The sequence below is a fragment of the Saprospiraceae bacterium genome, from assembly GCA_016714025.1.
Lineage (GTDB): Bacteria > Bacteroidota > Bacteroidia > Chitinophagales > Saprospiraceae > Vicinibacter.
Genome location: JADJOB010000002.1, coordinates 1,136,427 through 1,159,234, shown reverse-complemented (window position 1 = coordinate 1,159,234; position 22,808 = coordinate 1,136,427). Strand labels below are relative to the sequence as shown.

Sequence of the window (22,808 nt, the reverse complement as noted above, 5' to 3'; positions counted from 1 at the left end):
AAAACGGACTGCAAATATAAACCCAATGTGCAATTCCGGAAAAAAAATCTACTCAGAACTAAGACTTGCCTGAATTAAGGCCCGATTCATCCGTGCTATATTTTCAAGGCTGATCTCTTTAGGACATTCAGCTTCACATGCTCCAATATTGCTGCAAAAGCCAAAACCTTCAGCATCCATTTGCTTAACCATATCTTGCGTCCGCCTCAGATGTTCGATTTTACCCTGGGGTAACAATCCCAAATGGGAGATTTTAGCAGCTGTAAACAACATAGCCGAACCATTCGGACAGGCTGCAACACAGGCGCCACAACCAATACAAGCAGCCGCATCAAACGCTTTGGACGACTGTTCTCTGGAAACCGGAATCGCATTTCCATCCTGTGCCTGACCGGTATTTACCGATATAAAACCACCTGCCTGGATGATGCGATCAAAAGCAGAGCGGTCAACCACCAAATCCTTGACTACCGGAAACGACCTCGCACGAAATGGTTCAATGACAATATCGTCTCCATTTTTAAAGTAGCGCATATGCAATTGACAGGTTGTAGTCCCTCCATTTGGTCCGTGCGGTCTTCCATTGATCACCATACTGCAAGCTCCACAAATTCCTTCTCTGCAATCATGATCAAAAGCTACCGGATCTTTTTTTGCATCAATCAATTGTTCATTCAATACATCCAGCATTTCTAAAAAAGACATGTGCTCATTAGCAAGCACTTCGTAATTTTCAAAAGCACCTTTTGCTTCACTATTTTTTTGACGCCAGATTTTTAAATTAAGTTTCATGAGGATGATTTAATGATAGAAAACTGAATTGGTGAATTATAAGATTTCAATTCTTAATTTTTAATTCATAATTCCTAATTACTTATAGCTTCTGCTTGCAATTTTTACATTTTCAAATTCCAATTTTTCTTTTATTAATTCCGGTTCGTTTTCGAGATTTGGCCAGAACCAGGCTGCGACATAGGCAAAATTTTCATCGTCGCGTAAGGTTTCCCCTTCACCCGTTTGGTATTCTTCCCGAAAATGTCCACCGCAAGATTCATTTCGATGCAAAGCATCAACGATCATCAGTTCACCCAATTCAATAAAATCTGCAACGCGGCCTGCTTTTTCCAATTCCGGATTAAATTCATTTGTTGTTCCTGGCACGAATACATCTTTCCAAAAATCAGTTCGCAATTCCTGAACCAATTTTCTGGCTTTTTGTAATCCTTCTGCGTTGCGTGCCATGCCGCAATAATCCCACATAATTTTTCCAAGACGGCGATGAAAGGTTTCTACAGATGTGTTTCCTTTTATACTTATCAGTTGATTTAATCGTTGCTGAACTTTTTCTTCTGCATTTATAAATGCAGCATCTTTTGTATCAATTTTTGCAGTGCGGATATCTTCTGATAAAAAATTACCAATGGTATAAGGCAACACGAAATAACCATCCGCCAGTCCCTGCATCAAAGCCGATGCACCCAGGCGATTGGCACCATGATCAGAAAAATTGGCTTCTCCGGTTGCAAATAAACCCGGAATATTGGTTTCCAAATTATAATCTACCCACAATCCACCCATTGTATAATGAACAGCCGGATAAATTTTCATCGGTGTTTTATATGGATTTTCGCCGGTAATCTTTTCATACATTTCAAACAGGTTGCCGTATTTTTCTTCGACCTGTTTTTCACCTAAATTTCTTATGGTATTTTCATCAGGGTTATGTAAACCCAGTACATGTGCTTTTGATTTTCCATACCGCTGGATCGCTGCAGAAAAATCAAGATAAACAGCAAGTCCGGTAGGACTTACTCCCAAACCTTTATCACATTCCACTTTTGCAGCACGGGAAGCTACATCTCTGGGAACTAAATTTCCAAATGCAGGATAGCGACGTTCTAAAAAATAGTCACGATCCGATTCTAAAATATCATTTGCGGATTTCTTTCCATTTCGAATGGCTTCTGCATCCTCTTTTTTGGCAGGTACCCAAACGCGTCCATCGTTTCGAAGCGATTCAGACATCAAGGTCAATTTGGATTGATAATCGCCGGATACCGGAATACACGTTGGATGAATTTGTGTAAAACAAGGATTCGCTAAATAGGCTCCCTGGCGAACTGCTTTCCATATTGCAGTTGCATTGGAACCCATGGCGTTGGTAGATAAGTAAAAAACGTTACCATAACCGCCCGTTCCTAAAACCACACAATGAGCACCAAAACGTTCTAATTTACCATTCAATAAATTACGTGCAATGATGCCTCTGGCTTTTCCATCAATTAATACCAATTCCAACATTTCATGGCGATTGTACATTTTTACATTCCCCAAAGAAATTTGTCGGCTCAAGGATTGATAAGCGCCAATTAATAATTGTTGCCCGGTTTGTCCTCTTGCATAAAAGGTACGACTCACCTGAACTCCACCAAATGAGCGGTTTTCCAATAAGCCCCCATATTCCCTGGCAAAAGGAACACCCTGTGCTACGGCTTGATCTATAATGGCTGCACTGACTTCGGCCAAACGATACACATTGGCTTCGCGCGCGCGGTAATCCCCACCCTTGATTGTATCATAAAACAAACGATAGACACTGTCTCCATCATTCATATAATTTTTAGCAGCATTGATTCCGCCTTGTGCAGCGATGCTGTGTGCTCTTCTGGGACTGTCATGAAATGTAAAACAATGGACCTGGTAACCCAATTCACCCAGACTGGCTGCTGCTGCAGCTCCTGCCAATCCAGTGCCCACCACGATGATGTCTATTTTACGTTTATTGGCCGGTGATACTAAAGGTACTTTAGATTTATAACTGGTCCATTTCTTATCAAGCGTTCCTTCCGGTATTTTTGATTGGATGGTTTTCATATTCAATTAAGCCTGCGTTAAATAAATATAGATCGGTAAAATTGCAAATCCCAATGGAACTAAAATAGCATATAGCCATCCAAGAGTCCGAATGAGTCCGTTGTATTTTTTATGGTTAATTCCCAATGATTGAAATGCCGAATGAAATCCATGGATTAAATGCATCGCAATGAATATCATTGAAACTGTATAAAAAATTACATACCCAATATTTTTATACACTTCAACAACCGGAGTATATAAATCCTGGTAATCATGATCGTGGCCAGGATATTTTAATACAGGAACAGCACCCAGTTTCATTTGCAACCAAAACTGATACATGTGAATCAGCAGAAAGACTAAAATTAAAAGTCCCAAATGAATCATATATTTTGCAAAAAAACTGTCACCCGTATTGGTTGAAACCGCATACTTACTTCCTTTGGCTTTTCGATTTACCCAAGCCAGGTAGATTCCCTGAATGCTGTGAAGTATAATGGTAAAATACAACGAATACGAAATCAATTTAATCAGCGGATTATGCGTCATAAAATAGGTGTACAAATTAAATTGCATGCCTTGATCATCTCTGAGCAATTGCAAATTTCCCAATAAGTGTACGATCAGGAAAAGCATTAAAAAGATCCCGCTCAGACTCATGACCACTTTGCGGCCGATCGATGATCGAAATAAAAAATCAATGAACCATTTCATAGATTAGACTGGTTTTCAGCGGCAAAGCTATGATGGAAATGCCAATAATGGAATGCAAAACTGCATTATAATTGAAGTCAGGAACTTCGCTAAAAAACCAAATAATAAAATTGAATCCAGAGATTGTACCTAATAAAAATTTGGAATTTCAGACATTTACTTAAATGGCTTGATCGAGATCCGCTATCAAATCATTTACATCTTCCACGCCTATACTTAATCGTATCAAACTGTCGGTGAGCCCATTGGCGAGCCGGTCCTCTTTTGGAATTGAAGCATGGGTCATGCTGGCGGGATGACCGATTAAAGATTCCACCCCTCCAAGGGATTCTGCGCAAGCAAAAATTTTGGTTTTTGAAAGGATGCCTTTTGCAGTTTCAAATTGACCATCTTTCAAATCAAATGAAATCATGGCTCCAAAATCATTCATTTGTTTTTTGGCTATCAAATGTCCCGGATGATCTTCAAACCCAGGATAAAGGACTCTAGAGATTTTGGGATGCTTTACTAAATAATTAGCAATCTGCTTTGCATTGTCGCATGAACGTTGAACTCTTAAATGGAGGGTTTTAATGCCTCGCAATACCAAAAAACAATCCATCGGACCTGGAACGGCCCCACTGGCATTTTGGATGAATTTAAGTGCTTCGTACAATTCTTTGGTCTTACTGATGATTGCACCATGGACTACATCGGAATGTCCACCTAAATATTTTGTTGCTGAATGCAATACTAAATCTGCACCTAAGTCTAAAGGGGTTTGTAAATAGGGTGAAGCGAAGGTATTGTCAACACAAACTAAGATGTTTCGTTGTTTCGCGAGTTGACATATGGCAGCAATATCAACAATATTTAACATTGGATTTGTTGGTGTTTCAATCCAGATCAATTTGGTATTGTCTTTAATTTGGGATGCAACAAACTGAGCATCCTGCATGGGTATAAATCTGCTATCAATTCCAAATTGTTTAAATATTCGCACAAGCAAGCGATACGAGCCTCCATACAAATCGTTTGTTGCGAGTACTTCATCTCCACTTTTCAATAATTTAATTACCGCATCCATAGCAGCCAATCCACTGCCAAAACAAATTCCACCATAACCATTTTCGAGCGCTGCTAAATTTTCTTCAAGCACTTGTCGGGTAGGATTTTGAGTGCGTGCATATTCAAATCCTTTATGATTTCCAGGGCCATCCTGAACGTAGGTAGACGTTTGAAAAATTGGTGTCATGATCGCCCCTGTTGAAGGATCCGGATGCACTCCTGAATGAATCACTTTTGTGTTGAATTTCATTAATTTTACTATTAATGGTTTAAAATAAAAAAAACCACAAAGCTTATATTAAACTTTGTGGTTTATAAGTCTAGAGTATGAATTACTTTTTATGGAGAATTTCAAATAACAATGTTTTTTTATCTAATATCAGCTGTACAAAATAATTTCCCGCCGGTAGGTTTTGAATTGCAATTGGTTGATTTTGATTCTTATTAAAATTTCCTGAACCAACTGTTTTGCCTTCTGCATTAATCAATGAATAAGCTGCCTGATCAAAATCAATTCCTTTGATTTCCATTTGAAAATAATCAGTTGCTGGATTTGGAGTCAAGATTAATTTTGGAATTGCTGTTTCTATGTTTTCATCTGCAACCAATTCTTGTTTATGAAGAAAACGAATGGTCGTATCATTTTCGATTCCGGTAAAAATTGATTCTGTTTCACTTATGGTAAATTCAGCAACCGGGCCAACAATTCCGGAAGCATACCAATGATGGTATTCAAACGTAGAACTACCGAATGGAATTCCTGATACTGTAATTTCAGTAATTTGTTTGGTTTTTACTTTTAGTACCGGATATGTACCCTCATTAGTAGTCAGCATACCCCAACCATCCACATTTGCATTGGATTGAATTTCAATTTTTCCTGAAGTGGTTCCTTGTGTTACATCCGCTTCTGTTCCATTCTGAAAATTTTGTCCGTAATTTAAAGGAAAGGGAACAAAAATATATTTGTCTTTCCATACGATGGTAGTGCTGGTATCGTAAGAACCCAACCAATAAACTCCATCCGTGTTTACTTCATAAATGGAAAATGTTGTATCTGGTTCATCCAAATCAACACTAGCCAAATTTGCAGTAGGAAAATAATTTTTAAAAGGATAGGCATCTATCGAAATAAACCCTTCCCTATTTCCGTCCACGTCCTGACCTGTAATATTCCAAGTTTTATCTGAACCGGCCTGGGTCAATGCATTCAAGTCAATTCCCTGAATAGTTTCAAGATATTTATATTCAGATTTGTGACCTGGTTTGGGTGCGTTGGCCGAGGTATAGCTTATTTGAGAAAATGTAATTCCGCATAAACTCATCGCTAAAAATGTAAAAAATGACTTCATAGGCTGTTTTTATAATTATTTAAAAGTAAGCTGAATTTTGAACTGACGCTTACATATATAATGTGCAAATATCTTAAAAATATCCATCCAAATCTAGCATTTTCCAAAACTGTTTACCGAATCACTACAAAATCCTTCATCAATACCGTATCTCCGGATTTTAAAATAAGGCGATAATGACCTGTAATAAATGAATGAATATCTACTTTTAAAGAATGTTGACATTCTTCCAAACTGTTTACCAATAGCTCCTTAACTAAATTTCCCTGAAAATCATAAAATCTTAAATAAGCAGGAAATGCATCGAGCCCTTTGAATTCTATAAACAGTTCATTACTCGCAGGCACTGGGTAAATGTCCAGATATTTTCTATGTTGGATATCCGATTGCAATTCAACATCCTGATTCGGTATGTCTGCAAATTCAAATGCATGATTTGAATTATTCGGATCCGCTTTCCCGTTCAGTGTTGTTCCGGTAGGAATCTTACTTTCTGCGGCATTAATCCCTTTAATGGTGGTTCCACCAATTAGATTCAAATTATTTGTAGTCCCTAATCCATGCAGATGGGTAACATCTGAATCGTACAAAGGATCATTTGTCAAAAATGGAGAACCAAATGAAAATCCAGAAAGATTTTCAAACTTTACATAATAAGTACCTGGTGGAACACAATCAAAAGAATAATAACCATCAACTGAAGGCGTTCCTGGTTTAGGGCCGGTTAATTGTGCTGCATACAAACTTTGATTTTGATTGTTGTACAAACGCACCAGTAAGCCATTGATTCCTCGCTCTGATGAGTTGTAAACTGAATTATAATTTACGTCATTCCAAACCGTTCCGGAAATAGATGCACATTGATACAAACCGCCATCTAAATTGGGGTTTAGTGAACTGATACTTAAAATTAAATTAGCACTGGTGTTTAATCCGTTGCTGTTATCAATATCACTGTCTTTTAAATCAGTATCAACATTTGGAATTGTGAATTTAAAGTTTGCTGGTGGATTTACCTTCACATAATAAGTACCGGATTTTAACTTAGAAAACAAATACCGGCCATTTTGATCTGTCAGTGTAGTTTTCAATTGTGCTTTACTTACTGCATCATAAAGCAAAACCTGAACACTTTTAATTCCTGGTTCGCCTGGTTCTTGGATTCCATTTCCATTTTTGTCTTCCCAAATAAATCCGCCTAATGATAAAAAGGGAACAATGGCAACATCCAAACTGTCATAATTTGTACCTGAATTAATAAGCACCGATTGACTAACGCCTGTTGACCCCACATCGCTGTCAATTTTACGATTTCCCCCAATCATTCTTTTTCCAAAATAATAATTTGTAGCGGCTGTACCCAATTGCACAAAAATGAAATACTGCCCTGGATTCAAATTTGTAAATTCATAGAATCCATTTGCGTCTGTAGTATCTTTTGCAATCAAACTACCGGCAACATTATATAAACAAACAATTACATTGGGCATTCCAAATTCAAATGGATCCTGCAGGCCATTATCATTTAAATCTCTCCAAACAAAATCACCAATTCGAGCAACCACATCAAATCCTTCCACATCGTGATCATCCTCATCAGTATTGTCCAATTTAAAATGACCGGAAATATTATTATTGTCAACTGAATTTTGAAATACAGATCGCTCTTTGGCTGAATTAGAACCCAGATTTGAATCAGCATCAATAATGTTCATTCCTTGAAATCCTTCTGCACTATAAACTTCTGCATAATTTAACCAACTGTCTGATTTGCGAATTGCAGGATTAATATATCTTAAGTTTGCGAAAATACAAAAGCTATCATTTGGTAAAATCGTAAATTGTATCGTTGAACTTAACACTGAGTCATTCAGTTTAGTCCAATTACTGTTCAACATGGGATCAAATTCGAATCCATTTGGAAGATAATCACGCACGACCACATTCGATACTGGGATATTTCCCTGATTGTAAACGGCTATTTTAAAATTTATTAAATCGCCATAGACAAAGGGCCCGGAACTCGTAATCGTTTTCCTCAATGCTACATCTTGGATTAATGGAAGGGCAATATCTGAAGCGTCTGCATCATCCACTCCATTTCCACCAAGAAAATCATCAAATGGAGAAAATGGAATTCCTCCATTGTCATTTCCGGGAATGGTATCATAATGACTGTCAACATCTTGAATCATGCTGCTGTGAACTCCTTTGGCATCTGAAATTTCTGCGATGTTTAACCAGCTCAATGCGCCAGTTACAGCAAGCGGATTTATCTTAAATTTAATTAATACAAATGCACTGTCTTCCGGAATTATTGGACCAGGAATAACAGTTTGCATCAAACTTCCTGTAATAAACCATCCCGGATTTATCGCAGGTAAAAAACTGTATCCAGGACTCATGTAATCAGTGATTAAAATTTGATATGCTGTATCGCACCCTTGATTAACCACACTGATTTTGTAGGTGATCGTATCGCCAAATTTAGTTCCGTTTGACATTGGCAAAGTCTTTTTTAAAGCCAGGTCAAATTTTGGACAACGTACCGTTATTGTTTGATTGGCAGAATTCGTATTTCCGCAGTCATCAGTCACCAACCAGGTTCTGATGATAGTACCGGAACCATTGCATCCGCTTAGATCAATAAGATCATCGTAATCTATTTTTGGCCATCCGCAATTATTAGAAAGGATGCTTGCGTCTCCTGTAATATTTAAGTCATTATAATTTTGGGTACATGAAATTGTAACATCAGCAGGAGGAAGAAATACCGGACGACTGGTGTCTTGAACCGTAATGGTTTGAATGCACGAATTGTTATTATTACATAAATCCGTAGCGGTCCAGGTTCTTTGAATTTGGTAATTGTATATACAAGTTCCGTCTACCCGGTTGTCCGCATGACGCAATACTACAAATTGTCCACCGCAATGATCTGAAGTCAGAGGAATACCTGTTTGGCTGGTATCTGAAGGTGCTTCACAATTAATTGTGAGTGAAGATGGACAAGTAATCGCAGGACCACTTAGGTCTTCAACTGTGATTAATTGAGTACAAAAAGCCTCATTGCCGCAAGCATCAGTTGCCTTATAAATTCGATTGACAAGATACCTGTTTGTACAAATAAAATTACTAATCGAATCTTTATGATGAATGACTCCTACTGTTCCACCGCATCCGTCTGTTGCAGTAATTGCCATTGCATTAGCCGGAGGCACTTCGGTTGCACATAAGACGGTTACATTTCCCGGGCAATTGATGCTTGGTAGCGTAAGATCGTTGACCGTAAGCGTTTGAGTACATAGTTGGGTATTCCCATTTAAATCAGATACCCGATAGGTTCTGGAAATTGTAAATCGATTAGGACAAATTTGATTTGAAATGACATCCCCATTAAAATTTACATCTACCTGACCAACGCAATTATCTTTTGCTATCACATTTCCAATGTCTGCCATTGGGACATCTCCTGCACAATTTAAATTTACATCTCCGGGGCAAGTAATAGTTGGAGGAATTAAATCACGGACTGTAATTTGTTGGCTACAAGTAATTGAATTGTTACTTCCATCAGTTGCCTGATAAGTGCGGGTAATAATATAATTATTTGCGTTTATAAAATTACTTACAACATCACTTAAAAACAATACGGTTACCGTCGTACTGCAATTATCTGAACGCACAACCAGATTTGGATCCGGTGGAGGTACTAATTCTGCACAATTAATTGTCAAATCGGCGGGACAAGTAATATTAGGTGGAACATCATCCAGGATAAAAATCTGCTGCGTGCATTCAACAAAATTGCCACAGGTATCTGTTGCGCGGTACGTTCGCAAAGTCGTATATTTATTTTCACCTGTTTGATTGGTAATTACATCAGAAATGTGGTTTACTCGTACCGGGTTGGTGCAAAAATCAAATGCAAAAGGTGCATTCACATTGGCAGGAGGTACATTTCCTGAGCACATTACGGTAATATTGGTTGGACATGTGAGAATGGGTGCAACATAATCGGCTACAATAATTGCCTGTGTACAAGTTGAGGTATTGCCACAAAGATCCGTGGTTTTAAAACTTCTGAAAATATTAAAACGGTTGAGACAAGTTTGACCTGTCAAAACATCATTCATGTGTTCCACTGTAACCGATCCACCACAGGCATCATTAGTCAATACTCCATTTTTACTATCGAGTATGCTTGGCACATCCTTAGAACAACTTATTACAGAAGTAGATGGACAATTTACATCCGGCCCAGTTTGGTCATTTACACTAATTGTTTGAATGCAGTAATTGCTATTTCCACAAATATCATTTGCCTGATAAATTCTTGCTACAGTAAATCGATTAGCACAAGACTGATTATAAATACTGTCCTTGACATGACTAATTGTAAACATTCCGGCACAATTATCCGAGGGAATTACGCTGTTCAGATTTACTTGCGGAATTAATAATGCACAGCTAACATTTAAATTGATGGGACAGGTTAAAACCGGTCTGGTAGTATCCTGAATGTTGATAGTCTGAATACAAGTTGCTGTGTTTGCGCATAAATCAGTTGCAGTCCAGGTTCTGGTCAACGTTTTATTATTCTGGCAATTTCCGTCTGTATATAATTCATGGAATAAAATACTTGCAGGTATCGGATTGCAGTTGTCAGAACCTGTAGGAATACCTGTATTAGCTGGCGAGGTGGACGCATCACAATTGATAGTCAAATCAACAGGACAATTGATTATCGGTCTGGTGGTATCGACTACTTTGTAATTCAAAACACAATTTACCGAATCGGTGCCGGATTTAATTTTATAGGTTCGTGTTAATCTGCTGGTATCATAAGCGCATCCGGCGCCTACATTCCAGCTATCGGTGTTGGAAAAACTTAAAACGCCGCAATAACTATTGATCGTGCCACCTAATCCTATAAATCCTGCTTCATTGGTAATTGCTGTTGGAACATCCGGCCTGCACGGATAAATGTCATTGCTTGATTGTGGACACACCACGGTCAATACCGGACTGACACCACTTACCGTTTGTGTACATGCTCCACCAGCAGAAATTGTAAAATTGTAATTTGTACCTACAGGATATACCAGGCTAACCACGCCATTGACAACCGGATTGGGATCAGCAATGTTTGTAAATTTTAATGGATTAGGATTTGTTGATATCGAACTTGCTAATCCTGTATTGTCTGTAACTGTAAACATTCCATTGATGCCGCTCACATAACTTGTAACCGTATAAGTATTTATTGCATTGCAAATTGCTTTTGTAGAATCAACATAAAGCAGGCATGCATCTGCATTACCACAGCCCAATCGCGCTTTAAAATTTACAGAAAAATTTGCTGGATTGCAATTGCTCTGATCCCAGATTGCAAGATATAAATTGCTGGTTTTACTAAATACCGGAGTTGCTTTTGTCAACCAGGAATTGTTAAATTGATTTCCGCAAGCATAAAGTTTAAGATTGGAACAATTACCAGACAAGCTGTCAGGACCGCTTACACTTTGTGTAGGATTGAGAGCATAATACAATGCCCAGCCAATATTATCCGAAGTTTCAACTTGAAAATCATAACTTCCAGCTAGAGCACGTCCATCAAAATTCAACCAAATAATTTTACATCCCAATCCAGGTGTTGAAACAGCCACAGCATTTCCGCTTGTTGGGTTAAAGCAAGTAATTTGAGATAAATCGATGGTAAATTGAGCAGGATCATAAGTACAAGAACCAGGACCAATATTTGTTTGGCTACTTACACTTGCTGAACAACTAATTATACCATGTGCATTGGGAGCCATAATTCCATCATCAATTGTTCCATCTGCATTCCAATGCGATCCTCCGGTCCAACGTTGAGTGCATTCACAGGGACTATCGTTTCCGATCATAAATGAACCTGTAGAATTAAAATGAATTCCATCAGTTAAATCTAAATGAAAGATCCCTTGCTCGTACTTGATTTCACAAGAATGATTCTTGACAGAATCACCTTCATGGTTTCTGGATATTTTTGAATTTACAGGGGGAACATAGCAATAATATGCCTCAGCGTGTATTTGAGCGCTGGTTAATAAAAATAGTAAAAACGCACTATTGTTCCTCAGACTGAATAGTGAAAACATGCTTCGGTTTTTGATTGGTTCTAATCTTCGCTAAAACAAAAGTATTTAGACCAATCCATAGCTGTAGCTGCAATTAATAAAAGATAATTAATATTTATTATTGCAATTCATAGCTTACTAAAAACTACTTTTATACAAAATGAAAAAAAATGTATAGATGAATTTAATATATCAGAATTTCAAGATTTAATCTCCAAATTTCAATGCGACGTTTTGAATTGCTCCACCCAATTGTACTTTTTTATAGATTGTAAGCTGGCAATTTTCAATACGTGAATCAAAACCTTTGATCGTCTGAATGACCCGCTTTGCAATATTTTCCAATAAGGCTTCAGGTTGTTTCATTTCAGATTGAATCAGCTTATAGATTGTTTCATAATTGAGGCTGTCTTCCAGATTTAAGAGCTCTTTATCAGGAATTTTAAAATCCAGACTAAGGTCCATTTTTAATTCTGTCAAAAGCATTCGTTCTTCAGTATAATATCCATAATGACCGAAAAAACGCATTCCTTCTAAAACCAGGCTAATTTTTTTCATTTATCCTTTTATAATATTAACAAGCTGTTTCATTGCTGCAGGCTGAGTCTTATATAAATTTGTGCAAAATTGACGAAAAGAAAAGACATGACATCAAAAACCAAAGGATTGGATCGTTACGAAGGTCATGATTATTACCAGATCGACGAATTGCTCAGTGAAGAACATTTATTGGCTCGCCAAGCGGTCCGGGAATGGGTAAAGCAAGAGGTAAGTCCGATCATTGAAGCATACAGCAATAAATCAGAATGTCCCCAGCATTTATTTAAGGGATTGGCTGAAATTGGAGCTTTTGGGCCCAGTCTGCCTCGTGAATACGGCGGTGGTGGCATGGATGAAATTGCCTATGGGGTTATCATGCAGGAACTTGAACGCGGTGATTCAGGTATACGGTCAATGGCTTCCGTGCAAGGATCCCTGGTCATGTTTCCTATTTATAAGTTTGGCTCAGAGGCCCTTCGGAAAAAATACCTTCCCAAGCTAGGTTCTGGAGAATTTATTGGTTGTTTTGGGCTTACAGAACCTGATTTTGGCTCCAACCCTGCCGGAATGATTAGTACCGTTAGAGATGACGGTGACTGCTATATTCTTAATGGTTCGAAAATGTGGATTACCAATTCCCCGGTTGCGGATCTTGCAGTGGTTTGGGCTAAAAATGAAGCAGGAGAAATTCTCGGAATGGTCGTAGAAAAAGACTCTAAAGGATATTCAGCACCTGAAATCCACGGTAAATGGTCCTTACGGGCTTCAATAACCGGAGAGTTGGTCTTTGAAGATGTACGGGTACCCAAATCAAATGTATTTCCTGAGGTTAAAGGCCTAAAAGGTCCATTGTCCTGTCTTTCTAAGGCTCGTTATGGAATTGCATGGGGCGCTTTGGGTGCGGCTTTGGATTGTTATGATACAGCCCTTCGCTATGCCAAAGAACGGATTCAATTTGGCAAACCACTTGCAGCCTTCCAGTTGACTCAGAAAAAATTGGCTGAAATGATTACCGAAATTACCAAAGCCCAGCTTCTGGCCTGGAGATTGGGTGTGTTGGCCAATAATGGCAAAGCCAGTCCTGCACAAATTTCTATGGCTAAAAGAAACAATGTGCATACCGCTTTGGTTATTGCAAGGGAAGCTCGTCAAATCTTAGGAGGAATGGGTATAACCAATGAATATCCTATAATGCGTCACATGATGAATCTTGAAACCGTTTTAACGTATGAAGGGACTCATGACATCCATTTATTAATTACAGGAATGGATATTACTGGAATTAATGCTTTTGAAAATTAATATACAATATTCTGCGTATTGATCGTTTTACTCTAGCCATTTTAAATTGAATTTTGGAAACCACTCTAAATTTGTCAGATTATAAATTTTGCAAGCTTTTAGCTTGTATTTATTTATTGATTTTTTGCTGCACTCAAGTTGGATTTACTCAAGCTCAAAATACCAATGACATCTTTCTTCAAAATGGATCTTTTGAGGGAATTCCAAAATGTTGTGAACCTCCGAATGGATGGATCGATTGTGGGTTTAAAGGGGAAACCCCACCCGATGTGCAACCTGCTCTGGATGATAAAAATCAACCTTTCTTCAGTGTTACGAAATCAGCTTTTCATGGAAATACCTATCTCGGGATGGTGGTTCGTGAAAATGATACTTACGAACGCGTATCTCAGCGATTGATAAAACCCCTGCTTAAAGGGACCTGTTATTCGTTTAGCATCATGCTGTGCAGATCAAGTACTTATCTGAGTGCTTCCAATAAAAATGAACCCACTAATTTAAAACAATATACAACTCCGGTAATTTTAAGAATTTGGGGTGGAGAAGCATTTTGCAATCAGAAACAACTATTGGCTGAGTCTCCTTTAATTGATAACACAGACTGGAAAAAGTTTGAATTTGAACTGGAAGCAAAATACGATTTGCAGTATCTTGAATTGGAAGCCTTTTACAAAACACCTGTCTTGTTTCCATACAATGGAAATATTTTATTGGATAATGCGTCTCATTTAACGGTTATACCCTGTCCAACAGATCCTGCATATGATAAATACAAAAAAGAACGCGACGCAACGAAATCAAAAAATACAGTAACGGTTGCAAAGCCTAAAGAAAACACCAAAACTAAAACCACCAATGGAAACGGGACGACCCCAAAACCAAAAGAACGTATTCTAAAATACCTGGATAACAGCAAATTGAGTGTTGGGCAAGTAATGAAAATCGAAAAATTGTATTTTGAAACGGATTCAGCCAGATTTAAATCCGAATCAAATACTGTATTGGATGAATTGTACGAATATCTCAATAAAAATAAAAAAATCCGGATTGAAATTGGGGGCCATACCAATAATAAATGCGCTGAAAAATATTGTGAACGCTTATCCTTGTTACGTGCAGAAGCAGTAAAAGAATATCTGGTATCAAAAGGCATTGATACCAAACGAATTAATTGCAAAGGATATGGTGGAAAAAATCCGGTTGCATCCAATTCAACAAAAGAAGGTCGGGCATTAAATCAACGCGTAGAGATTAAGATCCTGAGTATCGCAGGCTAAGCGGCTCTTTTGACAATGGTTCGCGGCTTAAACTAATTTTACACCCATGTTGCAAACTGAAGGCATCGTTTTTCGCACAACCCGCTTCCGCGAAAGCAGCCTGATCATGGATATCTATACCGCTGAAAAAGGATTGCAATGTTTTATTGCCAATGGAGTTTTTTCAAAATCAAATCAACGATTGGCTTCTCTATTTCAGTTGATGAATGTGTTAGATCTCTTGGTTTATTACAATGAACAAAAAGAAATTCATCGTATTAAAGAAGTAAGTCCTGCCCTTCTTTATCAACGCATCCCATTTGATATAAAACGCTCAGCCATTGGCACGTTTATCCTGGAAGTTTGTAGAAAATCAATCAGCGGACACCAATCCAATCCGGAGCTATTTCAATTTATTAAAAATTGTTATTGGCATTTAGATAGTGAGAATCATGTGAGTCCACAATTTGCTATCGAATTTTTATTGGATTTATCTTCTTTTCTTGGATTTAGTCCATTAGATAATTATTCCGAAACTGCAAATTCTCTGGATTTATTAAATGGCTCATTTTGTCCATTTGAGTTATCCAACAAATATGCTGTAAATCCGGAAGATAGCCAGTTGCTTTTTTTATTAATCCAAAAAAAGACAGACAATGATACGTTCAAAACTTTAGAACAACGAAGACGCATCCTTGATATATTATTGTTCTATTTTAAATTACATTTAGAACATTTTAAAGATATAAAATCCATTGAAGTTTTTAAAGGGATATTTTAATTATAATGTATTTAATTCACAAACTTAACCTTAGCAATTGCAAACGATGTTGACACCACAAAAAATTCAATACGAACGTGGTATTTATACAAATGCCGAATTAATACATTTATATAATTCCCTCCTGTACCCACGACTCATCGAAGAAAAAATGTTACTTCTTCTGCGTCAAGGCAGGATTTCTAAATGGTTTTCGGGAATTGGCCAGGAAGCTATTTCAGTAGGCTGCACGGAGGCCCTGAATCAGGATGAATTAATATTCCCATTGCATCGCAATCTTGGCGTATTTACTTCAAGAAAAATGCCATTGGATCGTTTATTTGCTCAGTGGCAGGGAAAATCTCAGGGTTATACCAAAGGTCGCGATCGCTCGTTCCATTTTGGAAATTTGGACTATAGCATTGTGGGTATGATTTCACATCTGGGTCCACAACTCACTTTAGCCAATGGTGCTGCTTTGGCATCCCTTTTAAAGAAAGAGCAAAAGCTGAGTGTCGCATTTACAGGAGAAGGCGGAACCAGTGAAGGTGATTTTCATGAAGCACTCAATGTTGCTTCGGTATGGTCACTGCCTGTAATTTTTATCATTGAAAACAATGGCTACGGTTTATCCACTCCAACCCGTGAACAATACGCCTGTAAACAATTAGCAGATCGCGCATTAGGATATGGAATGGAAGGAATTACCATCGATGGAAATAATATTCTTGAGGTACATGCTACCATCACCAAATTAGCAAAAAGTATCCGGGAACATCCAAGACCGGTTTTGGTGGAATGCATGACGTTTCGGATGCGCGGACATGAAGAGGCCAGTGGGGTTAAATATGTTCCAAAAAAATTATTGGAGGAATGGGCAGAAAAAGATCCAATCACCAATTATGAAAACTGGTTAGTTCAAGAACAGATTATTCAAGTTGATGAAGTTGCACAGATTCGATCTCAGTTAAAAAAACAAATTCAGGAGGAGGTCGAAAAAGTATTTGAATGGAAGGATGATCCGGTTGTGCTGGAAGATGAATTGGCAGATGTTTACAAAGCATATGATTTTAAAGAAATACTACCATCGAAGGATGCAGCTGTAAAAAACATCCGTTTTATTGATGCCATCCGCGAAGGATTGCAAGAAGCCATGCGAAGGCATTCCGATTTGGTGTTAATGGGCCAAGACATTGCTGAATATGGAGGCGTTTTTAAAATAACAGAAGGTTTCCTGGCAGAATTTGGAAATCAGCGTGTACGCAATACACCCATTTGTGAAAGCGCGATCCTCGGTGCTGCGTTGGGTCTAAGTCTTAAAGGCATCAAGTCCATGGTTGAAATGCAATTTGCAGACTTTGTAAGCAGTGGATTCAATCAGGTAGTAAACAATCTGGCTAAAATTCATTACCGATGGGGTCAACAGGCAGATGTAGTGGTCAGGATGCCTTGCGGGGCTGCCACCCAAGCCGGTCCTTTTCATTCACAAACCAATGAAGCCTGGTTTGCACACACAGCTGGACTAAAAATTGTCTATCCATCCAATCCATACGATGCCAAAGGTTTGTTGCTCAGTGCTTTTGAAGATCCAAATCCGGTTATGTTTTTTGAACACAAAGCCCTCTACCGGGCTGTTGAAGGGGATGTTCCCAATGGTTATTACAACATTCCATTAGGCAAAGCCCGACTTGTATCCAGAGGAAATTCAATGACCATAATAAGTTATGGACTGGGCATTCAATGGGCACAGCAATTGTTACAAAAAGAATCTTTTGATGCCGATTTAATTGATTTGAGAAGTTTGGTTCCTTTAGACTACGACACCATACGGGAAAGTGTTTTAAAAACAGGCAAAGTGTGTATTTTACAAGAGGATAATCTGTTTTGTTCTATTGGATCTGAAATTGCAGCCTGGATTCAGGAACATTGTTTTGAAGCATTGGATGCCCCTGTCCTGCGGTGTGCTTCCTTGGATACACCCATCCCGTTTGTAAAGCGTCTGGAGGATCAATACCTGGCCGTTACCCGATTAGAAGAAAAACTTAGATATTTGCAGGCTTATTAATTGAATGTATGGTACAAATAGATCAGATTATTGCAGTTGGAAGTAAAGTTGGATTATTCAAACTCGTAGCATCCCGTTCGAATGGATTGATCCTGGAAGATTTACTGACTCATAAAACGAATTTTTATTCTTCACGTACTTTCCAATTTTCACCTCTTGAATCCATTGGAATTTATACTCTGTCCGATAACATTCCTTTAAAAGATGTATATACCCGGTTTTTAGAAAAAGAAAGCGAATTGACTCCACCGGATGAAACCGCAACCAGTGCAGATTACAAAACATATTTTGAAACGATCTTACCGGAATACGATCGTTACCGCGTACATCTTAAAGACATGCAAAAATGTTTAAAATGGTATTATCAGTTAAAAGCATTGGGATTTATAAAAACAGATGAACCTTTGAACGATTCAAGCAATGAATCATCTGCTGTTTAGTTGAAATTGCATGTATAAACAAAAAAAAGTGGTGGTGGTATTGCCGGCCTACAATGCGGCACTTACTCTAAAAAGAACTTTGGATGAAATCCCAATGGATTTGGTAGATGAATTAATCCTTTGTGATGATGCAAGCAAAGACAGCACGTTTGAATTGGCTAAAGAATTGGGAATCCAACATTGCATTCGTCATGAAAACAATCTGGGTTATGGAGGCAATCAAAAAACACTTTATTCGAAGGCACTTGAAATAGGAGCAGACATCATCATTATGTTGCATCCCGATTACCAATACACTCCTAAATTAATTCCAAGTATGGTCAATATTATTGGAGAAGGACTTTATCCGGTTGTTTTAGGATCCAGAATATTGGGTAAAGGAGCTTTAAAAGGGGGAATGCCTTATTACAAATATTTATTCAATCGGTTTTTAACTTTGATTCAGAACTGGATGGTTGATTATAAATTGTCGGAGTACCATACAGGCTACCGCGCTTTTTCTAGAACGGTATTAGAACAAATTTCTTTTGCAAAAAACTCCAATGATTTTGTATTTGACAATCAAATGTTATCACAAATCATCTATAAAAAATTTGCCATTGCTGAAATTAGTTGTCCAACCAAATATTTTGATGAAGCCTCTTCAATAAATTTTAAACGAAGTGTTACTTATGGAATGGGTGTTTTAGGTGTAAGTTTAAAACATTTTCTTCAGCGAAAAGGAATATTGAAATTCGAAATTTATTCTTGATTATAGGATTTTCACGCTAAAACACTGAGGAGGAACGCTGATGAAGAGTAGATTAACTCTGAGTTTCTTTGCGTACATTTTCTTTGTGGTCTTTGCATCAAAGAATTTTCAACCGCTAAAAGCTTACCCAAACTATTTCTGGATGCTAGCGAATTAAAATGCCTTTCAAAATAATTTGGTACACTTCATTTAAATTTTTTTGCAAAATTTTATCTACTTTTTTAGGAGAGTTATATCTCCAACGGAGTGCTGCCAATAAAATTTGTAAGATTAAATCCGGATCAGTTTCTATAAATTTATTTTCGTCGATTCCTTTTTTAATGATAATGAGTATTCTTGACTCAAACTGGTTGCGCAATTTTTTATACAATTCCAGATTTTTATCTGAAAGATGTTTATATTCTGTGTGCATGATCTGAAATGCTTCCCAGTGATCCACCTGGTATTTTAGATAAAATCGGATAAATGTTTCTAAACGTGCCATGCTGGTGCGACGCGTCATTACAATTTCGTCTACTTGCGAATTCATGTGCTGCAATAAATCCAAACAAACAGCTGCTAAAATTTCTTCTTTTGATTTAAAATGATTGTATAAACTGGCAGCTTCGATTCCAACAGCTGAAGCGATTTCGCGCATCGTCGCAGAGCCATATCCCTTCGAATAAAAAAGAGACTCTGCTTGAAGTAGAATTCGATTTTTTGTCATAAAAAAGCTTGTCTATGGAAACCTTTAATTTGTTAAAAATACGGCCATATTTTTTATGCTACCCGATAAAAAAAAAATCGTGTACAAATTTAATCTGTACACGATTGAGGATGTATTTATTTTTTTTAAGAATTCCTTACTTCATACCTGCGATATGGTGCATCAAACTGCTTTTAATATTTGCAGCTTTATTTTTATGCCAGGTATTCTTTTTGGCTAATTTATCAATCATTCGGACCACTTTAGGCATATAGGCTTGTGCGGCGGATTTATCTGCAATTTCACGTAATTTTTTAATTGCTGTACGGGTGGTCTTTTTGAAATAGCGATTTGCGATTCTGCGGACCACATTCTGACGCATTCTCTTTAAAGCAGATTGATGATTTGCCATATACTTATTTTAAAAAAGGAATGCAAAGATAAAACGCAGTTCTGTTTTAATTGAATTTTTAACAATTATTTGAAAATTACAGTTAAAGTATTTGTTTTCATTATTTTATATATTAAAATAATGATTAATTATTTCATTTTAGCCATTTTCATTAGTACCCAGGTCTCCAAAATGGTAAACAAAAGGTATGAGGAAATGAGAGGCAAGACCAATTCACGGGGTTTGATACCCAGTACTTTAACTAAAATAATGACCAACATGGAGAGAAACATTATTTTCAGGCTGATGCTTACCATAAATACCCGGGTGAATAAAAAAGGATTCGTAGAACGCACAGCCCGTTCTGATATTTGAAAAATCAGGCTGGTAAAAAAAACAAAAAAACCAATGATTCCCAGGCTGGCATTTGTAACTAAGTCCGAAACCTCCGTTTTGGGTGCATACAAACTAATTAACAGACAGGCTAAGGCGGTAAGCACCAAAAATGAATAAAACTTTAAGACACTCATTTGTCCATCCTTTTAAGGTCATAATTCAACCAAACCATAAAAGCGATTAACATAAACATACTACACAAAGCTGTTAAAATGGGCTTTTCCAATTGCAGTTTCCGGTCGAGAAAGCTACCAAACCAGGCTGCAAGTCCCATTGAAACAAACAATTGTGTGGCAAGACCCGAATATTTAAGGATCTTATTACTCTTCAGGTCATATTTAGCCATTTGGTTGGAAGGCTTACATTTTAATCATATCCGGTTTTACCTGCGGCATCGGATTGATTTTTGAAGAGGTAGATCCCATTTTACTGGTCACATTAAATTTGGCTCCGGGGCTGACTGCCAATTTATCCGTATTAATTTCTCCATCTACGATAGCGGTCTCTTTAACTTGAAGTAAATCTTCAATTTGTACAATTCCCTTAAACCGACCTTCAATGGTTGCATTCTGAGCTTTAATTTCTCCTTCAATACTTCCTTTCGGTCCAATGATGACTTTCCCTTTACAAACTAAAATTCCCTTCAAAAATCCATCAATTCGAATATCACTTTCTGCCGTAATAGTCCCTTCGACCTGGGTCCCTACGACCAGACTGTTTAAAGCTCCTTGGGGCAAGGGGCCTACTGATGATTTATTTGCTTCATTCGAAGTGTTTTTACTCCCAAACATATCCATTGTTTTTGGTGGGTAACAAAAATACGATTTAATTAAATAAATGAACGGAAAAATGGTGGAGTCTGCAAGACGGCAAGTCTATAGTCTATAGTCTATAGTCTATAGTCTATAGTCTATAGTCTATAGTTAATGAAATACTGCCATCTTGCGATGGTTCATTATTACAAGATGAAATTAGATCAAAGCAAATTGCTTTAATTTGTTAGGCTAGATCCTTTTCTAGAAATTCGGACAATAGATTCCACGGCGTTCTGGTCCGCAGATATTGTAAATAAAAGACAATTCGAACGAATTATTTCCAGCATTGGCTTTCTTCAACGAGGACGTATTGATATCGTAGCTCAGTCCGAAACCATACTTGCTATAATCAAAGCGGGATGACAGAATGAGTGCATCCATATGAATTCCTGATGAATTGTCGGTTTTGTATTTATTGGCCAGACGTGACCAAAGCCCTAATTGGAAGGTTGCTTCATTGGTACGGCTGTTGCCAGATCCAAAGCGGAAACTGGTACCTCCATTTAATTCAAATGAGGGTCCCTGAAAAAAGGCTACCAGACCTGGAACGATCGCATTGCGGCGATTCAATCTGAAAACACCACCTCCGTGAATGGTTAATTTTGAATATAAAGGAGCCGGTACATATCCGTTGTTGGGAATATCAGTAATGTTGTTTTGCAATGGTTCATTTAAATGGCTATAGGCACCACCAATATAAAAGTTATTGTATTTGTCTAATACGGAAAACCACAATGCACCTACAGAAACATCTGCAAATAAAAAGCTCGGATCAAAAACTGCCGGATCTTTTTGACCATTTGGATCAACACCATTTGAAGTTATCTGTGTACCCCAAATAGCATTGTGGAATTTAACGCCTCGCTGATTTAGGCCAGCTTCGGCACCAAAAACCAAATAATTGGAGGAGGTTCTAGAACCTGACATCCGCTTACTATAGGAACCAGAAAGTTTAAATTGAAGGGTACTGAAATCCAATGAACCCGCTTTATCACCCCAAAATGTGCCTCCAAATCCAAAATAATCATAACGACCCACTGGAATTTTTTGATCGAATGACATATTATAGGTGTTGAAGGAATTTGCAAATCCAATTACTGGAGCCCACTGGTTCCGGTAATTTGCAACAAAGCGCATCTTACAATTCATAACCCCCGTTAAAGCAGGATTTAAATTGGTTGGCGACATATAAAACTGAGAAAAATGAATGTCTTGTGCCTGGATTCCCCAGCTCAAAACGATTGAGAAAAGAATAGCTAAACGCTTCATGCCTACTACTTTATAAGTGCATAAATTTATGACCTTTCCCTCAAATA

18 protein-coding genes are annotated in these 22,808 nt (G+C 37.7%); 6 read left to right on the top strand and 12 right to left on the bottom strand.

What is annotated here, in order from left to right:
• Positions 1-48 precede the first annotated feature (48 nt).
• From IPJ80_07855 to IPJ80_07825, 7 genes are all read right to left on the bottom strand, one after another.
• Positions 49-792: a succinate dehydrogenase/fumarate reductase iron-sulfur subunit gene (locus IPJ80_07855; GenBank protein MBK7913402.1), complete on the bottom strand. Its 744-nt coding sequence runs from the start codon at positions 790-792 to the stop codon at positions 49-51.
• Between the two features lie 78 nt (positions 793-870).
• Positions 871-2,874 carry a fumarate reductase/succinate dehydrogenase flavoprotein subunit gene (locus IPJ80_07850; protein MBK7913401.1) on the bottom strand — a complete coding sequence of 668 codons (2,004 nt, stop codon included), beginning with the start codon at positions 2,872-2,874 and terminating at the stop codon, positions 871-873.
• 6 nt (positions 2,875-2,880) lie between these two features.
• Complete coding sequence (locus IPJ80_07845) at positions 2,881-3,570, bottom strand: succinate dehydrogenase cytochrome b subunit (protein ID MBK7913400.1); 690 nt, start codon at positions 3,568-3,570, stop codon at positions 2,881-2,883.
• A 160-nt stretch (positions 3,571-3,730) separates the two neighbouring features.
• Positions 3,731-4,867: a cystathionine gamma-synthase gene (locus IPJ80_07840; GenBank protein ID MBK7913399.1), complete on the bottom strand. Its 1,137-nt coding sequence runs from the start codon at positions 4,865-4,867 to the stop codon at positions 3,731-3,733.
• 82 nt (positions 4,868-4,949) lie between these two features.
• Positions 4,950-5,969 (bottom strand): T9SS type A sorting domain-containing protein, encoded by a 1,020-nt coding sequence (locus tag IPJ80_07835; GenBank protein ID MBK7913398.1) that lies wholly within the window; start codon positions 5,967-5,969, stop codon positions 4,950-4,952.
• Between the two features lie 113 nt (positions 5,970-6,082).
• Entirely contained in the window at positions 6,083-12,112 is a 6,030-nt protein-coding gene (locus IPJ80_07830; protein ID MBK7913397.1) for a hypothetical protein, read from the bottom strand.
• Between the two features lie 186 nt (positions 12,113-12,298).
• Positions 12,299-12,649: a dihydroneopterin aldolase gene (locus IPJ80_07825; protein MBK7913396.1), complete on the bottom strand. Its 351-nt coding sequence runs from the start codon at positions 12,647-12,649 to the stop codon at positions 12,299-12,301.
• Positions 12,650-12,736: 87 nt separating this feature from the next.
• Between IPJ80_07825 and IPJ80_07820 the strand changes: the two genes are divergently transcribed.
• From IPJ80_07820 to IPJ80_07795, 6 genes are read left to right on the top strand one after another with little or no spacing between them, the layout of a single operon-like run.
• Positions 12,737-13,933, top strand: a complete 1,197-nt coding sequence (locus IPJ80_07820) for an acyl-CoA dehydrogenase family protein (GenBank protein ID MBK7913395.1) — start codon at positions 12,737-12,739, stop codon at positions 13,931-13,933.
• 53 nt (positions 13,934-13,986) lie between these two features.
• Positions 13,987-15,210 (top strand): OmpA family protein, encoded by a 1,224-nt coding sequence (locus IPJ80_07815; GenBank protein MBK7913394.1) that lies wholly within the window; start codon positions 13,987-13,989, stop codon positions 15,208-15,210.
• 46 nt (positions 15,211-15,256) lie between these two features.
• Positions 15,257-15,970 carry a DNA repair protein RecO gene (recO, locus tag IPJ80_07810; protein MBK7913393.1) on the top strand — a complete coding sequence of 238 codons (714 nt, stop codon included), beginning with the start codon at positions 15,257-15,259 and terminating at the stop codon, positions 15,968-15,970.
• A 46-nt stretch (positions 15,971-16,016) separates the two neighbouring features.
• Positions 16,017-18,014: a dehydrogenase E1 component subunit alpha/beta gene (locus IPJ80_07805; protein MBK7913392.1), complete on the top strand. Its 1,998-nt coding sequence runs from the start codon at positions 16,017-16,019 to the stop codon at positions 18,012-18,014.
• 8 nt (positions 18,015-18,022) lie between these two features.
• Positions 18,023-18,454, top strand: coding sequence for a DUF5606 domain-containing protein (locus tag IPJ80_07800; protein MBK7913391.1), 432 nt, complete (start codon positions 18,023-18,025; stop codon positions 18,452-18,454).
• 10 nt (positions 18,455-18,464) lie between these two features.
• Positions 18,465-19,205, top strand: a complete 741-nt coding sequence (locus IPJ80_07795; GenBank protein MBK7913390.1) for a glycosyltransferase family 2 protein — start codon at positions 18,465-18,467, stop codon at positions 19,203-19,205.
• 145 nt (positions 19,206-19,350) lie between these two features.
• Here IPJ80_07795 and IPJ80_07790 read toward each other — a convergent pair whose 3' ends face one another.
• The 5 genes from IPJ80_07790 to IPJ80_07770 form a co-directional block, all read right to left on the bottom strand.
• Positions 19,351-19,911 carry a TetR/AcrR family transcriptional regulator gene (locus tag IPJ80_07790; protein MBK7913389.1) on the bottom strand — a complete coding sequence of 187 codons (561 nt, stop codon included), beginning with the start codon at positions 19,909-19,911 and terminating at the stop codon, positions 19,351-19,353.
• 136 nt (positions 19,912-20,047) lie between these two features.
• Entirely contained in the window at positions 20,048-20,302 is a 255-nt protein-coding gene (locus IPJ80_07785; GenBank protein ID MBK7913388.1) for a 30S ribosomal protein S20, read from the bottom strand.
• 128 nt (positions 20,303-20,430) lie between these two features.
• Positions 20,431-20,811 (bottom strand): hypothetical protein, encoded by a 381-nt coding sequence (locus IPJ80_07780; GenBank protein MBK7913387.1) that lies wholly within the window; start codon positions 20,809-20,811, stop codon positions 20,431-20,433.
• A gap of 225 nt (positions 20,812-21,036) precedes the next feature.
• Positions 21,037-21,468, bottom strand: coding sequence for a polymer-forming cytoskeletal protein (locus tag IPJ80_07775; protein MBK7913386.1), 432 nt, complete (start codon positions 21,466-21,468; stop codon positions 21,037-21,039).
• Between the two features lie 225 nt (positions 21,469-21,693).
• Complete coding sequence (locus IPJ80_07770; GenBank protein ID MBK7913385.1) at positions 21,694-22,761, bottom strand: PorP/SprF family type IX secretion system membrane protein; 1,068 nt, start codon at positions 22,759-22,761, stop codon at positions 21,694-21,696.
• Positions 22,762-22,808: the final 47 nt, after the last annotated feature.

Bases quoted from the DNA above. Each gene is read 5' to 3' on its own strand.
- IPJ80_07855 (MBK7913402.1), bottom strand. From the start codon at position 792: ATGAAACTTAATTTAAAAATCTGGCGTCAAAAAAATAGTGAAGCAAAA.
- IPJ80_07850 (MBK7913401.1), bottom strand. From the start codon at position 2,874: ATGAAAACCATCCAATCAAAAATACCGGAAGGAACGCTTGATAAGAAA.
- IPJ80_07845 (MBK7913400.1), bottom strand. From the start codon at position 3,570: ATGAAATGGTTCATTGATTTTTTATTTCGATCATCGATCGGCCGCAAA.
- IPJ80_07840 (MBK7913399.1), bottom strand. From the start codon at position 4,867: ATGAAATTCAACACAAAAGTGATTCATTCAGGAGTGCATCCGGATCCT.
- IPJ80_07835 (MBK7913398.1), bottom strand. From the start codon at position 5,969: ATGAAGTCATTTTTTACATTTTTAGCGATGAGTTTATGCGGAATTACA.
- IPJ80_07830 (MBK7913397.1), bottom strand. From the start codon at position 12,112: ATGTTTTCACTATTCAGTCTGAGGAACAATAGTGCGTTTTTACTATTT.
- IPJ80_07825 (MBK7913396.1), bottom strand. From the start codon at position 12,649: ATGAAAAAAATTAGCCTGGTTTTAGAAGGAATGCGTTTTTTCGGTCAT.
- IPJ80_07820 (MBK7913395.1), top strand. From the start codon at position 12,737: ATGACATCAAAAACCAAAGGATTGGATCGTTACGAAGGTCATGATTAT.
- recO (MBK7913393.1), top strand. From the start codon at position 15,257: ATGTTGCAAACTGAAGGCATCGTTTTTCGCACAACCCGCTTCCGCGAA.
- IPJ80_07805 (MBK7913392.1), top strand. From the start codon at position 16,017: ATGTTGACACCACAAAAAATTCAATACGAACGTGGTATTTATACAAAT.
- IPJ80_07800 (MBK7913391.1), top strand. From the start codon at position 18,023: ATGGTACAAATAGATCAGATTATTGCAGTTGGAAGTAAAGTTGGATTA.
- IPJ80_07795 (MBK7913390.1), top strand. From the start codon at position 18,465: ATGTATAAACAAAAAAAAGTGGTGGTGGTATTGCCGGCCTACAATGCG.
- IPJ80_07790 (MBK7913389.1), bottom strand. From the start codon at position 19,911: ATGACAAAAAATCGAATTCTACTTCAAGCAGAGTCTCTTTTTTATTCG.
- IPJ80_07785 (MBK7913388.1), bottom strand. From the start codon at position 20,302: ATGGCAAATCATCAATCTGCTTTAAAGAGAATGCGTCAGAATGTGGTC.
- IPJ80_07780 (MBK7913387.1), bottom strand. From the start codon at position 20,811: ATGAGTGTCTTAAAGTTTTATTCATTTTTGGTGCTTACCGCCTTAGCC.
- IPJ80_07775 (MBK7913386.1), bottom strand. From the start codon at position 21,468: ATGTTTGGGAGTAAAAACACTTCGAATGAAGCAAATAAATCATCAGTA.
- IPJ80_07770 (MBK7913385.1), bottom strand. From the start codon at position 22,761: ATGAAGCGTTTAGCTATTCTTTTCTCAATCGTTTTGAGCTGGGGAATC.